This window comes from Burkholderia sp. BCC1972, assembly GCF_905339605.1.
Classification (GTDB): Bacteria; Pseudomonadota; Gammaproteobacteria; order Burkholderiales; family Burkholderiaceae; genus Burkholderia.
On record NZ_CAJPGH010000025.1, the window covers coordinates 75,498 to 95,385 of the forward strand.

The following is a 19,888-nucleotide window of genomic DNA, read 5'->3' on the forward strand; positions in this document are numbered from 1 at the left end:
CATGAGCGACACGACCCATCTCGGCGGCGCGCTGCCGCCGCTCTCTTCCCCCGTCGCGCGCGACGCCGGCACGCGCTTGCGGATCGTGCCCGCTCGCCACCGGTCGCGCACGGCCGGCACCGTGCTCGCGCTCGTGCTGATCGCGATCACGCTGCATTCGATCCTCGGCAACCCGCAATGGGGCTGGCCGGTATTCGCCGAATGGTTCCTGTCGCCGCCGGTGCTGTCGGGGCTCGCGCGCACGCTGGTGCTGACGCTGCTCGGCGCGGTGTTCGGCTTCGCGCTCGGCGCGTTCGTCGCGCTGGCCCGGCTGTCGCGCTCGCGCCTGCTGTCCGCGAGCGCATGGACCTTCGTGTGGCTGTTCCGCTCGATTCCGCTGATCGTGCTGCTGCTGATCCTGAACAACCTCGGCTACCTGTACGAACACGTGCGGCTCGACGTGCCGTTCACCGACATCGTGTGGTTCGAGGCGCCGACCACCGACCTGATCAGCCCGTTCCTCGCGGCCGTGCTCGGCCTCACGCTGAACCACGCGGCGTTTTCCGCGGAAGTGATCCGCGGCGGCATTCTCGCGGTCGACCAGGGGCAGCTCGAAGCCGCCGCCGCGCTCGGGCTGCCGCGCGGCCGCCAGACCACGCGGATCGTGCTGCCGCAGGCGATGCGCGCGATCCTGCCGACCGCGTTCAACGACCTGATCACGCTCGCGAAAGGCACGTCGATGGTGTACGTGCTCGCGATGCCCGAGCTGTTCTACACGGTGCAGGTGATCTATCGGCGCAACCTCGAAGTGATTCCGCTGCTGATGGTCGCGACGGTCTGGTACCTGATCATCCTGACCGTGCTGTCGGCGATCCAGGTCCAGGTCGAGCGGCACTATGCACGCGGCGCGCTGCGCAACCCGCCGCCGTCCGTGCTCACGTTCGCGCTCGTGCGCATCGGCGCGCTGTGGCGGCGTGCCGCGTCGCGCCGCGCGGCAGCGATCGCGCGCGTCGACAGCGATGCCGTCGCCGATGCCGCTACCTCCGCCGCGCCGCGCACCGGCGGCGAAGTGGCCGTGCACGGCGTGTCGAAGCAGTTCGGCATGCAGCGCGTGCTCGACAACGTGTCGTTCGTCGCGCCGCGCGGCAGCGTGACCGTGATCGTCGGGCCGTCCGGCTCCGGCAAGTCGACGCTGCTGCGCACGATCAACCATCTCGAACGCGTCGACGACGGCTACATCGACATCGACGGCGAACTGATCGGCTATCGCCGCGACGGCGACGTGCTCCACGAGTTGAAGGAGCGTGACGTGCTGAAGCGGCGCACGGCCGTCGGCATGGTGTTCCAGAACTTCAACCTGTTCCCGCACCTGACGGTGCTCGAGAACCTGATCGAAGCGCCGGTCGCCGTCGGCGGCGTGACGCGCGACGCGGCCGAACGCACCGCGCGCTCGCTGCTCGCGCGTGTCGGCCTCGCGGACAAGGCCGATGCGTACCCGCGCCAGCTGTCGGGCGGCCAGCAGCAGCGCGTCGCGATCGCACGGGCGCTCGCGCTGCGGCCGAAGGTGCTGCTGTTCGACGAACCGACGTCCGCGCTCGACCCCGAACTCGTGAACGAAGTGCTCGACGTGATCAAGGAACTCGCGCGCTCGGGCACGACGCTCGTGATCGTCACGCACGAGATCGGCTTCGCGCGCGAAGTCGCGGACACCGTGCTGTTCATGGAGCAAGGACGCATCGTCGAGGCCGGGCCGCCGGCCGTCGTGCTCGACGCGCCGTCGCATCCGCGCACGCGCGCCTTCCTGTCGCGGGTGCTGTGATGCGCGCGGCTTCCGACCTGCGAGGGACCGCACGATGACCGACCGTCGCCAGTTCATCTCGGCCGCGCTGGCTGCGGCAGCCGTCCTGCCGTGGCAGGCCGCGCACGCCGCGGCGGCAACCGCCGATCTCGACCCGCGCCAGGCCGGCCGCCTGCGCGCGGCACGCGACGACGCGGCGATCCGTGCCGCAGCCGCTTACCGCTGGGTGCGCGACGGCGCGTTCACGGTCGCGATTTCGCCGCATGCGCCGCCCGTGTCGACCTACGCGACCGACGCGCGCACGGTGGTCGGCGCCGATCCCGACTATGCGCAGCTCGTCGCCGACGCGCTCGGCCGCACGCTCGTGCTGGTGCCGATCGCGTGGGCCGACTGGCCGCTCGGGCTGACGTCCGGCAAGTACGACGCGGTGATTTCGAACGTCGGCGTCACCGAAAAGCGCAAGGAGAAGTACGACTTCACGACCTACCGACTCGGGCTGCATGGCTTCTATGTGCGCACCGCCAGCCCGATCGCGAGCATCGCCGAGCCGAAGGACATCGCCGGCCTGCGGATCATCACGGGCGCCGGCACGAGCCAGGAGCGCATCCTGCTCGAATGGAGCAAGCGCAACGTCGCGCAGGGGCTGAAGCCGGCCGAGCTGCTCTATTTCGACGACGACGCGACGGCGCGCGTCGCGCTGCTGTCGGGCCGCGCCGATGCGGAGCTGAACCCGAACGCGTCGCTCGCATACGAGGCCGCGCGCACCGGCAAGATCCGACGCGTCGGCGTCGTCAATGCGGGCTGGCCGGCCAATGCCGACGTCGCGATCGCGACGCGTCGCGGCAGCGGGCTGGCACCGGCGCTGACGCTCGCGACGAATGCGCTGATCGGCAGCGGCCGCTACGGGCAGGCGCTGGCGCGCTGGGGTTTGCAGAGCGAAGCGATTGCACGCGCGGAGACCAATCCGCCGGGGCTGCCGTCGTTCTGACGAATGAAGGCAAGCGCCCCGGCATGCCGCGAGGGACATGCCGGGGCGATTCGGCGTGCGGCTCGTTCGTCTACGCCGGCACGGCGGCCTGATGCCGGTCGAGTGCCGCAACCTGCGCATGAATCGCCGGAATCAGGTCGCGCCCGTAGGCCAGCGCATCGTCGAGCGGATCGAAGCCGCGAATCAGGAACGTCGACACGCCGAGCCGGTAATACGCGCCCAGCGCCCGTGCGACCTGTTCCGGCGTGCCGACCAGCGCGGTCGAATTCCAGCGCGCGCCGGTCAGGTTCGCGACACCCATCCACAACCGCTCGTCGAGCACGTCGCCCTGCGCGGCGGCCGCCATCAGCCGTTGCGAGCCCGCATTCTGCGGCGCGTGCCCGGCGATCGGCTGCCCGTTCGCGACGCGCGCCGCGCGCACGCGCTCGCGGATCGCCTCGGCCTTTTCCCATGCGGCGGCTTCCGTATCGGCGACGATCGGCCGGAACGACACGCTGATCCGCGGCACGCGGCCGAACGGCGCGGCGGCGGCCCGCACGCGTGCAATCTGCTCGCGCACCGCGTCGAGCGGCTCACCCCATGTCATGTAGACGTCCGCATGCTCGCCCGCGACGGCCAGCGCGGCCGGCGACGATCCGCCGAAATAGATCGGCACGTGCGGCTGCTGCGCGCTTTTCACGAGCGCCGACGCCCCGCGCAGCCGGTAGAAGGCGCCGTCGTGATCGACCGGCGCATCGGCCAGCCAGATCCGCTTCAGCACGTCGAGATATTCGCCGGTGCGGCGGTAGCGCGCATCGTGCGGCACGAAATCGCCGTCGCGCTGCAGGTCCGCGTCGTCGCCGCCCGACACGACGTTCAGCGCGAGCCGGCCGCCGCTGAACACGTCGAGCGTCGCGATCTGCCGTGCGGCGGCCGACGGCACGATCACGCCCGGCCGGTGCGCGAGCAGGATGCGGATGCGCTCGGTCGCGGCAGCCGCGAACGACGCGACGATGAAGCCGTCCGCCGCGTTGCTGAAATGGCCGACCAGGACCTGGTCGAAGCCGGCGGCCTCGTGCGCCTGCGCGAAGCGGCGCACGTAGTCGGGCTGGACGGCCGCGCCGCCCGGTACGTCGACCTCCGCGCCGGGCGTCGCGGTGATCATGCCGATGATGTCGACTGGCATGTCGGAATGTCCTCGGGTACGTCGATCGGAAATCGGGGAAATCGTCGGAATGGCCGCGCGGTCACTGCGCCGCTGCCGTCTTCTGCGCCGGCACGGCGAACGCGCCCGCATACGAGCGGTCGAGCAGCTTCGCCGTGTCGTACGCGTTTGGAATCACGCCGGCCTTGTGCAGGAAGTCGGCGGTGTTCTGCGCGTCCTTCGCGGCCGTATCGTCGACCGGGCCGACGCGCTGCTTCGCGTTGTTGAGCCAGCGATACGCGACGTCGGGCTCGAGCTTCGCGCGTTTCGCCCACAGGTCCGCATACTCGCGCGGGTGATTGTCGACCCACTGGCGCGCGGCCACCACGCGCCGCAGGAAGTCGGTGATCTCGGCGCGCTTGTCCGACGCGGCCTGCTCGTTCGCGGCAACGAAACTCAGCGCGGGCATCAGCCCCTGCGCGGTCGTCACGGGCCGTGCGCCCTGCCGCAGCGCAAGCGTGCTGACGAACGGCTCCCACAACGACACGGCGTCGACCGAGCCGTTCGCGAACGCGTTGGTCGCATCGATCGGCATCAGGTACGCGTACTTGACCGAATCGGCGCGCAGGCCTGCGTGTTCGAGCGCGCGCAGCACGAGTTGCTGGCTCCACGCGCCGCGCCATACGGCGATGGTCTTGCCCTGCAAGTCGGCCACGGTGCGCACCGGCGAATTCTTCGGCACGAGGATCGCGACGCCGTCGAGGCTTTGCCGCGATACCGCGACGACCTTCACCGGCGCGCCGCGCGCAGCCAGCGTCAGCAATGCGGAATCGCCGAGGAAACCGACGTCGATCGCGTTGCCGTTCAGGCTTTCGGCAACCGGTGCGGCCGCCTGGAAGTGCTTCCACTCGATCGTGTAAGGCAGGTCCTTCAATACGCCGGACGCCTCCATCGAGGCCTGGATGTTGAAGTAGTTCTGCTCACCGACGCGCAGCGTGACGGTGTCCTTGGCAATGCCCGGCTGCGCGGCAAGCGCCAGCAAGAGCGCCGTGACGATTCGGCTCGACAACATGATCTCCCGGAAGGTTGGCGGGCGGCAGCGCGATGGCGCCGCCGCGTGGTCCGCCATGCGCGACGGCCGGCGGAACGGATTGAACCGGTGAAGATACGTCGATCGGCTTCATGAGACAAACGCAATATTCTGCTTTGTAAAGATGCAAATATTTTATGAAGTGAACTCGGACGCGCTGTGCGCGGACCAGTCTCGGCCGCCTGCCGTTCGAAGGAATCCTCGACAGATATTTCGCGCACGAAATAAATCCCGGACTATATTTCGCATGCGAAACAACTACCCGGAACGAGGATGGCCATGACCGCCGAACCCATCGAGTTTTCCGCCGCCGACGGTTACACGCTGCACGGCACGCTGTGGTTGCCGGACGCCGCGCCGCGTGCGCTGGTGCTGATCCATCCCGCGACGGCCGTGCCCGAACGGCTGTATGCGGGCTTCGCGCGCTTCCTGACCGAACGCGGCTTCGCGGCGCTGACCTACAACTACCGCGGCATCGGCGCATCGCGGCCCGCCCGCCTGGGGGCGTTGAAGGCCCGCATGCGCGACTGGATGGAGCTCGACGTGGGCGCCGCGACCGCATGGGCGCGCCAGGCGCATGAAGGGTTGCCGCTGCTGGCGGTCGGCCACAGTGTCGGCGGGCATGCAATCGGGCTGTCGGGCGCCACCACGCACCTGCGCGCGGCCGTGCTCGTCGCCGCACATGCAGGCAGCACGCGGCTGATCGCGCAGGCGGTCGAACGCCTGAAGGTGCGGCTGATCCTGCGCGTGCTCGGCCCGCTGATGTCAGCGCTGCTGGGTTATGTCCCCGGCAAGCGGCTCGGGCTCGGCGAGGATCTGCCGGCCGGCGTGTTCCGCGAATGGAGCCGCTGGACGACGCTGCCGCACTATTTCTTCGACGATCCGACGCTCGGTGCAGCCGAGCGCTTCTCGAAGCAACGGCTGCCGATCCTCGTACTCGGCTTCGACGACGATCCGTGGGCGAACCCGGCTGCGATCGGCCTGCTGGTAAGCTATCTGACCCGCGCGAAGGTCGAACGCCGCCAGATCGATCCGCGCGCGGCGGGCAGCGGCCCGGTCGGGCACATGGGCTTCTTTCGCAGCCGGCCCGGCACCGTGCTGTGGCCCGATGTCGCCGACTGGCTCGTGCAGGCACTCGACACGCCACGCACCGCGGGCCGCCCCTCCCTTTCCATTGCAGCCGGGAACCCAGCTTGAGCGAAGACCGACGACTGTTTTTCATGTTGAACATCGGCCAGCGGCGCGTGCAGCGCTGGATCGACCGCAAGGCCGAAACCGAGACGCGCGCGAGCGCCGCGCAGGCCGGCGCGCTGTTCTGTCTCGCGAAGCAGGATGGCGCGCTGATCGGCGAAGTCGGCGCCGCGCTGCAGCTCGCGCCGTCCGCGATGACGGGCCTCGCCGACCGGATGGCGAAAGCCGGCCTCATCACGCGTCATGCCGATTCCGACGACGGCCGTGCAACGCGGCTGTACCTCACCGACGAAGGCCACGCGGCGCTCAAGCGCGCACGCGTGCTGCTGCGCGAACTGAACGGCAAGCTGTGCGACGGGTTTTCCGACGACGAACTCGATGTCGTTTCGCGCTGGCTGCGCGCGTTGCAGGACCGGTTCCCGGCGGAGCGCTGAACGGCACGTTGGCCGCCGCAACCGACTCGCGCCGGCATCAATCGAAAGCGATTGCGATTCGTGTTTTCGATTCGATTTTCATGTCGTCGCGACGGCAAAATTTGCGTTGCCGACACACGCCGCCGGCAACGCTTTCCGGCTACCGACTGTTACAAAAAACTGCCTGTCGCGCGGCATTCGAATCACCTACATTGCAATCCACTTCGACACATTCGTCGCATGCCCGGACTGGCCTTCCCGTCGGGTCGACATCGCAGACACACCCGACAAGCAATGAGAATGAAGAGGAGTCTTAACCGATGTGCTGGCGGGTTCCAGCGCACGCGGATTGCGATCGCTGAAACGGCATCCTGAACGACACGCAGCAACGCGCGCGGCACGATTCGTCGCGCCCCGGCTCGCGTGGCCGCCTCGTGCCGTGCCTTCGCAGCCGCACGTCAACGAGGAGCAGTCCATGCGACGCACGATCGTGTCCCCTTCGCTTGTCACCCGTTTGTCCGCCGCGATGGCGATGGCCGCCGCTGCCGCGGCGCACGCCGAGCCTGTCGTCGTGTCCGGCCCGAGCCCGTTCGCCGCGTGCACCATCGGCGGCCCCGGCACCAACTACGTGAATGCCGAAGTGGAACCGTGGCTCGCGGTCAACCCGGCGAACCCGACGAACATGATCGGCGTGTGGCAGCAGGACCGCTGGTCGAACGGCGGCGCGCACGGGCTCGTCGCCGGCTACACGTTCGACGGCGGCGCGACCTGGGCGCGCACGCCGCAGCCGTTCAGCGCATGCGCGCCGGGCGGGCTGAAATACGAGCGCGCGTCCGATCCGTGGGTGTCGTTCGGGCCGGACGGCACCGCGTATTCGGTGTCGATCTCGTTCAACCAGTCGAACAACGGCAACGCGGTGGCCGCGTCGGTCTCGACCGACGGCGGACAGACGTGGAGCAGCCCGGCCGTGCTGATCGCGAACGACGAACCGACGACGCAGTTCTTCAACGACAAGGAATCGGTGACGGCGAACCCCGTGAAGGCCGGTACTGCCTATGCGGTATGGGATCGTCTCGAACTGCCGAACGGCAACCCGTACGCGAACCTGCACACGAAGGCGTACCGCGGGCCGACGCTGTTCTCGAAGACGACCGACGGCGGCAAGACGTGGACCGCTGCGAAGGTTATCGTCGACGTGCCGTCGCGCCAGCAGACGATCGGCAACCAGATCGTCGTCGATCCGAAGAGCGGCACGCTATACGATTTCTTCGACCTGATCCAGCCGCCGTTCAGCAAGGCGGCCGGCAAGGTCGCGTTCATCAAGTCGACCGACGACGGCGCGACGTGGACGAAACCGCAGGTGATCGCGGGGCTGCAGACGGTCGGCGTCACCGATCCGAACACCGGCGAACCGGTACGCACCGGCGACATCATTCCGGAACCCGCGATCGATCCCGCATCGGGGCAGCTCTACGTGGTGTGGCAGGACAGCCGCTTCAACGGCGGCAAGTACGACGAGATTGCGGTATCGACGTCGAAGGACGGCGGCGCGACATGGAGCACGCCGCAGCAATTGAACACGCCGACCGGGCGCCCCGCGTTCAATCCGTCGGTGCGCGTCGACAACACGGGCGCCGTGATGGTCACCTACTACGACTTCCGTGACCTGCTGGCCGGCAACACGACGACGCTGCCGACCGGCTTCTGGCGCAAGATCTCGCTCGACGGCGGCACGACGTTCGCCGACGAGCGGCGCGTCGGCGGCCCGTTCGACATGAAGCTCGCGCCCAACGCCGAAGGGTTCTTCATCGGCGACTACCAGGGGCTCGACGTGCTCCCGTCATCGTCGTTCCACCCGTTCTTCGTGCAGACCAGCGCGGGCAACCTGACGAACCGCACGGACGTGTTCTTCGCACCGTGACGCGACGCCCGTAGCCATGCCGCCGCGCGACACCCTGCGTCGCGCGGCGGCATTCGCACCGCAATGCGTCAGGCAGCCTGCGGAATCGCGGCGGCCACGGATTCCGCCTTCAGCGCGGCGACCTTGCCGATCGTATCGACGCATGCATGCGCGAGTTCCGCGCCCTTCACGAGGAAGTGCTCGTGGAAGTAGGCGACATGCTCGGCGCCGTGGAAATGATGCGGCGTCAGCACCGCCGACAGCACCACCACGCCGGTTTCGAGCTGCACCTGCATGAGACCGGAAATCACCGCCTGCGCGACGAAGTCATGGCGATAGATGCCGCCGTCGACCACCAGGCCGGCGCACGCGATGGCCGCGTACTTGCCGGTGTTCGCGAGCAGCTTGGCATGCAGCGGGATCTCGAAGGCACCTGCCACTTCGAAGAAATCGCAATCCGCCCGGCTCAGGTTCGCGTTGGCGAGCCCGTCGACGAACGCGTTTCGGCACTGGTCGACGATCTCCTTGTGCCAGCACGACTGGACAAAGGCGATACGCGGCGCGGCAGTTTGGGAGGGGGAAGCAAGTTGGGTCATCGATAGGTCCTGTGTGAGTTGAATGGGCGCACAGGGACAAGCCGCGTACCTTGCGTACGCAACGAACCCCGCTCTCTCTCATCCGGACTTTGACCGTCGGCCCCGGAATCGAACCGGGTCTGCTGACCTTGCCATGCACATGCGTGCCGGCAAGCGCTCGCGGGCTACGCGCAATCGCGCGATTACCGCCGGTGGGGAATTTCACCCCGCCCTGAGAACGTTCGCGGCACATCGGCCGCGCCGGAAATCTATCACAGTCTCGTCGTGTCGGCTCTTCGACGTCGCCGCTCGCGTCATGCGCCCGACGCGCCCCCGGTCATTTCCCGCAATCCCCCTCCGCTCCAGCCGCCCTTTTCACCGATCTGACAGAAACCCCACGGGAACCTGCCTGCCGGCTTGGAATTTGAAATGATATAACATATCATTTCGCGAGCTCGTTCGCCTGACGCCGTTCCACCGTGGTGGCCGAGTCTCGCCGAGCGATGTTCCAGCGGGTCACTGCGCGTCAGCGACGCAACAATATATCGTATCCAGCCGTGATCCGCATCGCTCGTTATCCGATCCCGATTCCAACCGATTCACCGACCATGCGCGACCTCCCTCGTTTACCGCTTCGCCCGCTCTCGCCCCTTTCGCTGATGCTGCTCGCCGCCGTCGCCCATGCGCAGACCGAACCACCCGCGTCGTCGAACCCGGCGCCGGCCGCCACCTCGCTCGCACCGATCTTCGTGACCGCGAACCCGCTCGGCGACACCGAACTGATCGCGCCGACCGTGCAGCTCTCCGGCGATGCGCTGACGCGCCGCCAGGCCGATTCGCTCGGCGAAACGCTCAACGGGCTGCCCGGCGTGTCGACCACGACCTACGGGCCGATGGTCGGCCGCCCGATCATCCGCGGGATGGATGGCGACCGGATCCGGCTGCTTCAGAACGGCGTCGCGGCCTACGACGCGTCGTCGCTGTCGTATGACCATGCGGTGCCGCAGGATCCGCTGTCGATCGAGCGCGTCGAGATCGTGCGCGGCCCGGCCGCGCTGCTGTACGGCGGCAACGCAGTGGGCGGCGTGGTCAACACGATCGACAACCGGATTCCGCGCGAAGCGATCGAAGGCGTGACGGGCGCGCTCGACGCGCGCTACGGCGGCGCGAATTCCGTGCGCGCCAGTGCCGCGCAGGTCGAAGGCGGCAACGGCCGCTTCGCGTTCCACGTCGACGCGTTCGACCGCGAAACGAGCAAGCTGCGGATTCCCGGCTACGCGCGCAGCAGCCAGCAACGTGCGGTCGACGGCCCCGACACGCCGCAGCCGGAAGGCAACGTGCCGAACAGCGACGGCCGCGTGCACGGCGGCGCGGTCGGCGCGTCGTACACGTGGGCCGACGGCTTCGCGGGCCTGTCGTACAGCGGCTATGAATCGAACTACGGCTCGGTCGCGGAAAGCGACGTGCGGCTGCGGATGCGGCAGGAACGCCTTGCGTTCGCGTCCGAGGTGCGCAACCTGAGCGGGCCGTTCACGAAGCTGAAATTCGATTTCGCGTACACCGACTATCGCCACAAGGAAGTCAACAACGGCGAGACGGCGACCACCTTCCGCAATCGCGGCTACGAAGCGCGCATCGAGGCGCGGCATCGCAAGATCGGCCCGTTCGAAGGCGCGATCGGCGTGCAGTTCGCCCAGAACACGTTCTCCGCGCTCGGCGACGAATTGCTCGTGCCGTCCACGCGCACGAACAGCGTCGCGCTGTTCGGCCTCGAGGAATGGCAGGTCGTCCCCGCGCTGAAGCTGAGCCTCGGCGGCCGCTTCGAGCACGTGAAGGTCGACCCCGATCCGGCCGGCGTCGAGAAATTCGCGGGCGCGCAGCCGCGCGACTTCAACGCGGGCAGCCTGTCGGCCGGCGCGCTGTTTTCGCTGACACCGGTATGGTCGGTCGCGGCGAACGTCGCATACACCGAACGCGCGCCGACCTTCTACGAGCTGTATTCGAACGGCCCGCACGATGCGACCGGCCAGTTCCTGATCGGCAACCCGAACGCATCGAAGGAGAAAGCCGTGTCGACCGACCTGTCGCTGCGCTATGCGAGCGGCCCGAATCGCGGCAGCGTCGGCGTGTTCTACAACCGCTTCTCGAACTACCTGACCGAGTACAACACGGGCCGCGTCGTGGACGGCGACGGCGAACCCGTCGCGCCCGGCACCGACGGCTCGCTGAACGAGGCGATCTATCGCGGCGTGCGCGCCGAGTTCTACGGCGTCGAGCTGGACGGCAAATGGCGCGCGTTCTCGCGCCGGGGCCACACGGTCGACCTCGAACTGACGGCCGACTACACGCATGCGCGCAACGTCGACACGGGCCAGCCGCTGCCGCGCATTGCGCCGCTGCGCGCGACGCTCGCGGCCGACTATGGCTACGGCCCGTTCGGCGCACGCGCACAGGTCACGCACGCGTGGTCGCAGCATCGCGTGCCCGACAACGACTTCTCGACCGACGGCTACACGTCGCTCGGCGTGGTGCTGACCTACAAGTTCCGTGTCGGCCCGACGCACTGGCTCGCCTACCTGCGCGGCGACGACCTGACGAACCAGGAGATCCGCTATTCGACGTCGGTCGTGCGCGGCTTCGCGCCCGAAGGCGGCCGCAGCGTGATGGCCGGGTTGCGCACTACGTTCTGACCCTTGTACGGCCCGCGGCGCCCGCCGCGGGCCGTCCGGGCGCGCCGACATGGCGTGCCCGTTTCCGTTTATCTGCCCATCGCGCCAGTCAGGCGGCGTACGCCGGACATTCGTATCGGCACCTTCCGTGATTCACCGAAAACGAAATTCCAGTATTCATCCATAAATCGAAACGAAATCATCAGACAATTATTATAAAAAAGATGGTTTTTGTTTTTATCAATAAAACCGGTTTCAAATTCCACATATAAACCCTTGAATCACGGGCGACAGGCGATTTTTTGATCTTTATCAAGAACGCCCGCCGGATAACGCTCTCAACGCTAGAAAAACTAATATCAGGGTTTTCGAAGGGTAAAGAAACATCTCGCATACCCGTTAATGCGGGCACGAGCCCGTATCTGGTCGAACAATAAAATCCATTTGCCAACCACACGCACAGAGGCACATCGTGAAAATCGCCAGAATGAGCATCAAGACAAAACTCCTTGGCGGCTTCGGCCTGCTCGCCGCGGTCGTCGTGATCGTGTCGGGCGTGGCCCTCAAGGCACTGTCCGATACGAATGCCGAGTTTTCACGCTACATGAACGGCATCAACGCGCGGGCGAACCTGTCCGCGCAAATCCGCACCGCCGTCGACCGACGCGCGATCGCCGCGCGCAACCTCGTACTCGCGACCAAGCCGGCCGACGTCGAGGCCGAACTCGTCGACGTGAACCAGGCGCACAAGGACGTGCAGGAGCATCTCGCGAAGCTGAAGGACATGATGGCGAACGCGACCGATACGTCCGATCGCGCACGCGAGCTGGTGGGCGACATCGTGCGCATCGAAGGCAGCTACGGGCCCGTCGCGCTGCGCATCGTCGGGCTCGCACAGGCCGGCAAGAAGGACGAAGCGATCGCCGACATCGACGACAATTGCCGCCCGCTGCTCGCCCAGCTGGTGCGTGCGACCGACGCGTATGCCGCCTATACGCATGAACGCGAACTCGCGATCGCGCAGCAATTCGCAGACCGCTACGCGATGGAGCGCAACCTGCTGGCCGGCATCTGCCTGATCGCGGTCGTTGTCGCCGCCGCCGGCGGCCTGTGGCTGACGCGCAAGATCACGGTGCCGATCGGCTCGGCCGTGGACGTCGCACGCACGGTGGCGGACGGCGATCTCGGCAGCCGCATCGACGTGAGCGGCAACGACGAAACGCGCGACCTGCTCGACGCACTGCGGACGATGAACGAGCGGCTGATCGGCATCGTCGGGCGCGTGCGCGATTCGTCGAACAGCATCGCGCACGCGGTGAGCGAGATCGCGTCGGGCAACCTCGACCTGAGCCAGCGCACCGAGGAACAGGCCGCGTCGCTGCAGGAAACCGCCGCGACGATGGAGGAATTCACGTCGACGGTGCGGCTGAACGCGGAGAACGCGCAGCAGGCGAGCACGCTCGCCGCGAACGCGTCGGACGTCGCGCAGCGCGGCAGCTCGGTGGTCGGCCGCGTGGTCGACACGATGACGGAAATCGGCCAGAGCTCGTCGAAGATCGCCGACATCACGGGCATCATCGAAGGCATCGCATTCCAGACCAACATCCTTGCGCTGAACGCGGCCGTCGAGGCCGCTCGCGCGGGCGAACAGGGCCGCGGCTTCGCGGTCGTCGCGAGCGAGGTGCGCAGTCTCGCGCAGCGCTCGTCGACGGCAGCGAAGGAAATCAAGGAGCTGATCTCCGCGTCGGTGCAGACGATCCAGGACGGCTCGGCGCTCGCGGGCGAAGCCGGCAAGACGATGGCCGACGTCACGCAGGCCGTCGCGCGCGTGACGGACATCATGGGCGAGATCGCGGCTGCATCGGCGGAACAGAGCCGCGGGATCGACCAGGTGAACCTGACGATCACGCAGATGGACGAGACGACGCAGCAGAACGCCGCGCTCGTCGAGCAGGCCGCGGCCGCATCGAAGTCGCTCGAGGCGCAAGGCCGCGAGCTGTCCGAAACGGTTGCTGCATTCCGGATGCCGTCCGGCACGCACGCGACGTCGCCGGGTGCGCATGAGGCCGGCACGCATCACTGGCAGCCGGCCGTCGTGTAACCGATACCGATACGGCCGCAAGACGGGGAAGCGCACGCTGTTCCGCCTGCCCGTCTGCGTGCCGCATGCGCACACCGTGCGATGCAGCAGCGCATCGTCGTCCGGTGCGGCCGTATTCATGCACGGCGTCGCGCATTGCCGATCCACGACACGCGACCGTGCAGGTCCTCCGCACGCCGTTGCGCACACTGCGTTTGCCGCATCGCGCAAATTTCGATCCCGCCCGGGTATCGTGTGTTGCCATACCGCCGTCATGGAAATCGCGCTGCATTCGCGCCCGCCCCGCTCGCCGATACAGACTTTTAAAACGAGCGAATGACGAGTATGCTTGAAAAAGCACTCCCCGTTCGGACGGCGAATCGCGTGCCCTGACTCCCGTCCGTTCGCATTGCGGCCCCATCGCATCGCGCACTGCGCGCCGATGGCGGCGTCTGCTTCTCGCGCCTTGGCCGCACAAATCTTCCCCCAACAATCGTCAGGAGAGCTGGTGAGCCGACTCGTCGTCGTATCCAATCGCATCGCAGATCCCCGTAAAGCCGCGGCCGGCGGCCTCGCGGTCGCCGTGAAGGACAGCCTGCAGGAAACCGGCGGCGTATGGTTCGGCTGGAGCGGCAGGCTACGCGGCGGCGACGATCAGCCCGCGCATGGCGACGATGTGCAGGTCCAGAACGTCGGCGGCATCCAGCTCGCGACGATCGATCTCGATCCGCAGGATTACGACGCGTACTACCTCGGCTATTCGAACAACGTGCTGTGGCCGGTGTTTCACTACCGGCTCGATCTCGCGCAGTTCGACCGGCGCTTCGCCGACGGCTACCGGCGCGTGAACCAGTTGTTCGCGCGCAAGCTGCGCACGCTGCTACGTCCCGACGACACCATCTGGGTTCACGACTACCAGCTGATTCCGCTCGCGGCCGAATTGCGCGCGATGGGCTGCACGAATCCGATCGGCTTCTTCCTGCACATCCCGATGCCGCCGCCGCCGATCATGGCCGCGATCCCGGAGCACGAATGGCTGATGCGCTCGCTGTTCGCGTACGACCTCGTCGGCTTCCAGACCGAATCGGACCTGCTTCACTTCGAGCATTACGTCGAAGCGGAAGCCGGCGCCGCGCGGCTGCCGGACGGCCGCCTGCAAGCGTTCGGCCGCACGCTGTCGGCCGGTGCATTCCCGATCGGCATCAACGTCGACGAATTCGAGTCGCTCGCACGCGATCGCGACGGCCTCGACATGTTCGAACGGATGCGCGATGAATATTCGCGCCGTCAGCTGCTCGTCGGCGTCGACCGGCTCGATTACACGAAAGGCCTGCCGCAGCGCGTGCATGCGTTCCGCCAGCTGCTCGAACAGTATCCGGAGAACCGCAACCGCGCGACGCTGATCCAGATCGCGGCGCCGAGCCGCGAGGATCTCGGCGCATACGACGACCTGCGGCGCGAGATGGACAGCCTGTGCGGCGCGATCAACGGCGACTACGGCGAACTCGAATGGATGCCGATGCGCTACATTCACCGCACCGTTGCACGCAAGCGCCTGCCGGGCCTCTATCGCGCGAGCCGCGTCGCGCTCGTCACGCCGTTGCGCGACGGGATGAATCTTGTCGCGAAGGAATTCCTCGCCGCGCAGGACGCGGCCGATCCCGGCGTACTCGTGCTGTCGCGTTTCGCGGGCGCGGCCGAGCAACTGAAGTCGGCGCTGCTCGTCAATCCGTACGACACGCAAGGCACCGCGCAGGCGATCCAGCGCGCGCTCACGATGCCGCTCGAAGAGCGCCGCCAGCGTCACTCGGCGCTGATGGCGATCGTGCGCAAGACCGACGTGCACTGGTGGCGCACGCGCTTTCTCGACGCACTCGCCGAAGCGGCCGAAGTCGCGGCCGCGGCCGAATCGTGACGCGCTGACGCACGCTGCCGGCAGGCCGGCGCGACGCGTTCAGCGATCGGGCTCGTGCGGCCGCCCGTATGAGACGAAGTCGCGTTCGACCGCGGAGGCCTGTTCCGTCTCGATCGCCCCGCCCCGCGCGCCGGCTTCGTCGCCGGGCGCCGCCGACGTGGCGGACGGCGGCTCGATGCCCCCGTCGATCAACGCCTGCAGCGCGTCGCGTTCGAGCACCTCGCATTGCAGCAGCCGTCGCGCGATGCGTTCGAGCGCTTCGCGGCGCTCGCCGAGCGTCGCCGCGACTCGCGCATGCGCATCGGCCAGCAGCGTGTGCACTTCGTCGTCGATCATCCGCGCCGTGTGCTCGCTGCAGCGGCCGTCGCCCGGATGCCACGCGCCGGGCATGCCCTGGCGCGCATCGCCGTCGTCGAACGTCGCGAGCCCGATCTTCTCGCTCATCCCGTACTGCATGACCATGTGGCGCGCCATCGCGGTCGCGCGTTCGAGATCGTTCTGCGCACCGGTCGAGACGTCGCCGAACACGAGCTCTTCCGCGACGCGCCCGCCGAGCAGCGCATCGATCCGGTCGAGCAGTTCGCTCCGGCGCAGCACGTAGCGATCCTCGGTCGGCACCTGCTGCGTATAGCCGAGCGCGGCGACACCGCGCGGAATGATCGACACCTTCTTCACCGGGTCGCAATGCGAGCGGCTTTCCGCGACGAGCGCATGGCCGGCCTCGTGATACGCGATGGTCAGCTTCTCCTGCGCGTTCATCACGCGGCTCTTGCGTTCGAGGCCCGTCAGCGCGCGGTCGATCGCCTCGTCGAAGTCGGCCATGCCGATCGCGGGCTTGCCGAGCTCGGCCGCATGCAGCGCGGCCTCGTTGACGACGTTCGCGAGATCGGCGCCGACGAAGCCCGGCGTGCGCGATGCGAGCTCGCCGAGGTCGACGTCGGCCGCGAGCTTCACGCGCTTCACGTGCACGCCGAGAATCTGCCGGCGGCCGTTCACGTCGGGCCGGTCGATCGCGATGTGGCGATCGAAGCGGCCCGGGCGCAGCAGCGCGGGATCGAGGATCTCGGGACGGTTCGTCGCGGCCATGATGATCACGCCCGAGCCGGCCTGGAAACCGTCCATCTCGACGAGCAGCTGGTTGAGCGTCTGTTCGCGTTCGTCGTTGCCCGACATCGGGCCGACGCCGCGCACCTTGCCGAGCGCATCGAGCTCGTCGACGAACACGATGCACGGCGCCTTCTGCTGTGCCTGCTCGAACAGGTCGCGCACGCGCGCCGCGCCCACGCCGACGAACATCTCGACGAACGCCGAGCCGCTGATCGAGAAGAACGGCACGGCCGCCTCGCCGGCCACCGCGCGCGCGAGCAGCGTCTTGCCCGTGCCCGGCGCGCCCACCACGAGCACGCCCTTCGGGATCTTGCCGCCGAGCCGCTGGTAGCGGTCGGGATTGCGCAGGAATGCGACCAGTTGCTGCAGCTCGGCCTTTGCTTCGTCGATGCCCGCGATGTCGTCGAACGTGATGCCGGTTTCCTGCTGCACGTACACGCGTGCACGGCTCTTGCCCATCCCGGTGAAGTCCTGCAGCCCGCCGCGCTTGCGCAGCATCATGTTCCACACGAACACGAACAGCACGAGCGGCAGCAGCCACGACGCGAGCCCGGCGATCCAGCCCGTGTCGGGCGTGCCGTGATAGCGGATGCCGGCGGCGGTCAGCGTGTCGGTCAGGTGCTCGTCGGTCACGCGGTTGGTCGTGAAGCGCCACGGTGCGCCGACCTGCTGCACGGCAGCCGCTTCGGATGCCGGCAGCATCGTGCCGGCCTGCGGCATCTTCAGCGTGCCCGAGATCGACGCGGGGCCGACCTCGAGATCGTCGACGAGCCGTGCGGCGACGAGCCTGTGGAAATCGCTGTACGCGATCGATGCCGACGTCGGATGCAGCATCAGCAACTGCGCGGCGAACAGCACGAAGAAGCCCGCCGCGATCAGCAATCCCGGGTAGTCGAATTTCCTGTCCATGACATCGGGCCGGCCTCGTGTGCTGCGCGGCGTGCGCTCACACGGGCACGCGCGCGCAACCGGCACGCGGCATCGGCGGCCCTGCGAAAACGGCATCCATCCGCGCCATCGTCGCCTCGCTGTGTCGCCTCGTTTCGTCGCATCGACGACGCCGCGGCGACGCCATCGGCCGGCGCCGCCGGGCGATCCTCGCCCGGGCGGCACGCCGCGACGCGCCGCCCCTGCATCCAGTCTAGTTCGCGCGCGCACGTCCCGCATCGCCCGCCGCATGCGTCGATACATCCGACGAACGGCTTTCGTTCCCGGCACGCGGCGCGTTATAGTCGCGATCGTGACATTTTTATGACAATACGGCTGCCCGCGCTTGCCGCGCCGCGCCCGGCATTGCATGCCGTCACGCATCGCGGCAGCCTGAGCGGCGCCGCCGCGCATCGAACGACACTGCCCACCCGACATTCGAGGAGCCCACGACGTGACCGATACCCCCGATCGCCCCGACGACCTTCCCGCCGATCCCGACCGCCGCCGCGTACTCGGCGGCCTCGCCGCACTCGGTGCCGGTGTCGCGCTCAGCGGCTGTGAAACCACCGCCGGCAGCGCACCACGCTCGGCCGCCGACCTGCGCATCGACGAAGCATTGCGCCAGCACGTGCGCCACATCGTCGTGATCTACGCGGAAAACCGCAGCTTCGCGAACCTGTACGGCGATTTCCCCGGCGTGCAGCATCCGCTCGGCGACGTGCGGCCCGAACACGCGCAGCAGCTCGACCGCGACGGCAAGACCCCGCTGCCCGTGCTGCCGAAGATCTGGGGCGGGCTCGTGCCGCAGGCGCAGGAAGTGGGCGGCAAGCGCTACGCGATCGCCGAGCGCGATATCGACAAGCTGCCGAATGCGCCGTTCCGGATCGCCGATGCGCAAGGCAACCCGCTGCCGAACGGCGTGATCACGCGCGACCTCTGGCACCGCTTCTACCAGAACCAGATGCAGATCGCCGCCGGCCGCAACAACCAGTTCGCCGCGTGGGCCGATTCGGGCGGCCTCGTGATGGGCCATTACCGCAACTCGGCCGATTCGCTGCGGCTGTGGAACCTCGCACGGCAATACACGCTGTGCGACAACTTCTTCATGGCGGCTTTCGGCGGTTCGTGGATGAACCACATGTTCCTGATCTCCGCGCAGCCGCCGCTGTACCCGGACGCGCACAAGCATCCGCATGCGGCGAAACTGCTGTCGAAGGTCGAAGGCGACGATCCGGCCGGCACGCGCCTGAAGCTCGCCGACGATTCGCCCGCGTCCGCGCTCGACGGCCCGCCGAAGTTCGCGGTCGACGGCCCGCTGACGCCGGACGGCTATGGCGTGAATACGATGGCGCCGCCGTACCAGCCGAGCTACGTGCCGCCGCCCGATCCGGGCAACGCCGCGTATGCGGATCCGGCCGACCATCGCGTGATGCCGCCGCAGGGCTATGCGACGATCGGCGATCGCCTGTCGGAAAAGAACGTCGACTGGGCGTGGTACAGCGGCGCGTGGCAGTACGCGCTCGAGCACCGCGACACGGGCACCGTGCCGGATTTCCAGTACCACCACCAGCCGTTCAACTACTTCGTGAACTACGCGCCGGGCACGGAAGCCCGCCGCCGGCACCTGCGCGACGCGGGGCTCGGCGACGAGCCGTCGACCAACCGCTTCATCGCCGACATCGACGCCGGCCGCCTGCCAGCCGTCACGTTCTACAAGCCGCAGGGCAACCTGAACATGCATGCGGGCTATGCGGACATCGAATCGGGCGACCGTCACATCGCGACCGTGATCGACCATATCCGGCGCGGCCCGCAATGGGAAAACACCGTGATCGTGATGACGCACGACGAGAACGGCGGCTGGTGGGATCACGTCGCGCCGCCGGTCGGCGACCGCTGGGGCCCCGGCTCGCGGATTCCGGCGCTCGTGATCTCGCCGTTCGCGAAGCAGGGCTTCGTCGATCACACGATGTACGACACGAACTCGATCCTGCGCTTCATCAGCCGCGTGCACGGGCTCGCGCCGCTCGACGGCGTGGTCGCGCGCGACAAGGCGTTCGCCGCACGCGGCGCGACGCCGCCGGGCGACCTGACGAACGCGCTCGATCTCGGCTGACCGCCAGTCAGCCG

13 protein-coding genes and 1 riboswitch are annotated in these 19,888 nt (G+C 67.9%); of the genes, 9 read left to right on the forward strand and 4 right to left on the reverse strand.

Annotated features, from left to right (window positions below):
• Position 1: 1 nt before the first annotated feature.
• The gene (locus U5798_RS28665; protein WP_322083919.1) at positions 2-1,798 is read left to right on the forward strand and encodes an amino acid ABC transporter permease/ATP-binding protein; all 1,797 of its coding nucleotides are present in this window, start codon (positions 2-4) and stop codon (positions 1,796-1,798) included.
• A 34-nt stretch (positions 1,799-1,832) separates the two neighbouring features.
• Positions 1,833-2,765, forward strand: a complete 933-nt coding sequence (locus U5798_RS28670; protein ID WP_124447375.1) for an ABC transporter substrate-binding protein — start codon at positions 1,833-1,835, stop codon at positions 2,763-2,765.
• A 70-nt stretch (positions 2,766-2,835) separates the two neighbouring features.
• Here U5798_RS28670 and U5798_RS28675 read toward each other — a convergent pair whose 3' ends face one another.
• Together U5798_RS28675 and U5798_RS28680 are read right to left on the reverse strand one after the other, a co-directional pair.
• The gene (locus U5798_RS28675) at positions 2,836-3,930 is read right to left on the reverse strand and encodes an LLM class flavin-dependent oxidoreductase (RefSeq protein WP_322083920.1); all 1,095 of its coding nucleotides are present in this window, start codon (positions 3,928-3,930) and stop codon (positions 2,836-2,838) included.
• Positions 3,931-3,991: 61 nt separating this feature from the next.
• Positions 3,992-4,960, reverse strand: a complete 969-nt coding sequence (locus tag U5798_RS28680; protein WP_124447371.1) for an ABC transporter substrate-binding protein — start codon at positions 4,958-4,960, stop codon at positions 3,992-3,994.
• A gap of 297 nt (positions 4,961-5,257) precedes the next feature.
• On the opposite strand from U5798_RS28680, the gene U5798_RS28685 reads away from it, so the two are divergent.
• From U5798_RS28685 to U5798_RS28695, 3 genes are all read left to right on the forward strand, one after another.
• On the forward strand, positions 5,258-6,175 hold the full coding sequence (locus tag U5798_RS28685) for a serine aminopeptidase domain-containing protein (RefSeq protein ID WP_322083921.1): 918 nt from the start codon (positions 5,258-5,260) through the stop codon (positions 6,173-6,175).
• Positions 6,172-6,603 carry a MarR family winged helix-turn-helix transcriptional regulator gene (locus tag U5798_RS28690; protein WP_322083922.1) on the forward strand — a complete coding sequence of 144 codons (432 nt, stop codon included), beginning with the start codon at positions 6,172-6,174 and terminating at the stop codon, positions 6,601-6,603. The genes U5798_RS28685 and U5798_RS28690 overlap by 4 nt, the downstream gene beginning before the upstream one ends.
• Before the next feature lie 454 nt (positions 6,604-7,057).
• A complete protein-coding gene (locus U5798_RS28695; RefSeq protein ID WP_322083923.1) occupies positions 7,058-8,503 on the forward strand; it encodes a sialidase family protein in 1,446 nt (481 codons plus the stop codon).
• Between the two features lie 68 nt (positions 8,504-8,571).
• On the opposite strand, the gene U5798_RS28700 is transcribed toward U5798_RS28695, so the two are convergent.
• Entirely contained in the window at positions 8,572-9,078 is a 507-nt protein-coding gene (locus U5798_RS28700; protein ID WP_124447361.1) for a 6,7-dimethyl-8-ribityllumazine synthase, read from the reverse strand.
• Between the two features lie 66 nt (positions 9,079-9,144).
• Positions 9,145-9,301: riboswitch (FMN riboswitch) on the reverse strand.
• A gap of 364 nt (positions 9,302-9,665) precedes the next feature.
• Between U5798_RS28700 and U5798_RS28705 the strand changes: the two genes are divergently transcribed.
• The 3 genes from U5798_RS28705 to otsA all read left to right on the forward strand — a co-directional run bounded on the left by U5798_RS28705 (position 9,666) and on the right by otsA (position 15,721).
• Positions 9,666-11,747, forward strand: a complete 2,082-nt coding sequence (locus U5798_RS28705; protein WP_322083924.1) for a TonB-dependent receptor — start codon at positions 9,666-9,668, stop codon at positions 11,745-11,747.
• Positions 11,748-12,213: 466 nt separating this feature from the next.
• Complete coding sequence (locus tag U5798_RS28710) at positions 12,214-13,827, forward strand: methyl-accepting chemotaxis protein (protein WP_322083925.1); 1,614 nt, start codon at positions 12,214-12,216, stop codon at positions 13,825-13,827.
• 487 nt (positions 13,828-14,314) lie between these two features.
• Positions 14,315-15,721, forward strand: coding sequence for an alpha,alpha-trehalose-phosphate synthase (UDP-forming) (gene otsA / locus U5798_RS28715; RefSeq protein WP_124447357.1), 1,407 nt, complete (start codon positions 14,315-14,317; stop codon positions 15,719-15,721).
• Between the two features lie 39 nt (positions 15,722-15,760).
• Here the strand turns inward: otsA and ftsH are convergent, their stop codons facing one another.
• Positions 15,761-17,737 carry an ATP-dependent zinc metalloprotease FtsH gene (gene ftsH / locus U5798_RS28720; RefSeq protein WP_322083926.1) on the reverse strand — a complete coding sequence of 659 codons (1,977 nt, stop codon included), beginning with the start codon at positions 17,735-17,737 and terminating at the stop codon, positions 15,761-15,763.
• A 472-nt stretch (positions 17,738-18,209) separates the two neighbouring features.
• On the opposite strand from ftsH, the gene U5798_RS28725 reads away from it, so the two are divergent.
• Complete coding sequence (locus tag U5798_RS28725; RefSeq protein ID WP_322083927.1) at positions 18,210-19,874, forward strand: acid phosphatase; 1,665 nt, start codon at positions 18,210-18,212, stop codon at positions 19,872-19,874.
• Positions 19,875-19,888: the final 14 nt, after the last annotated feature.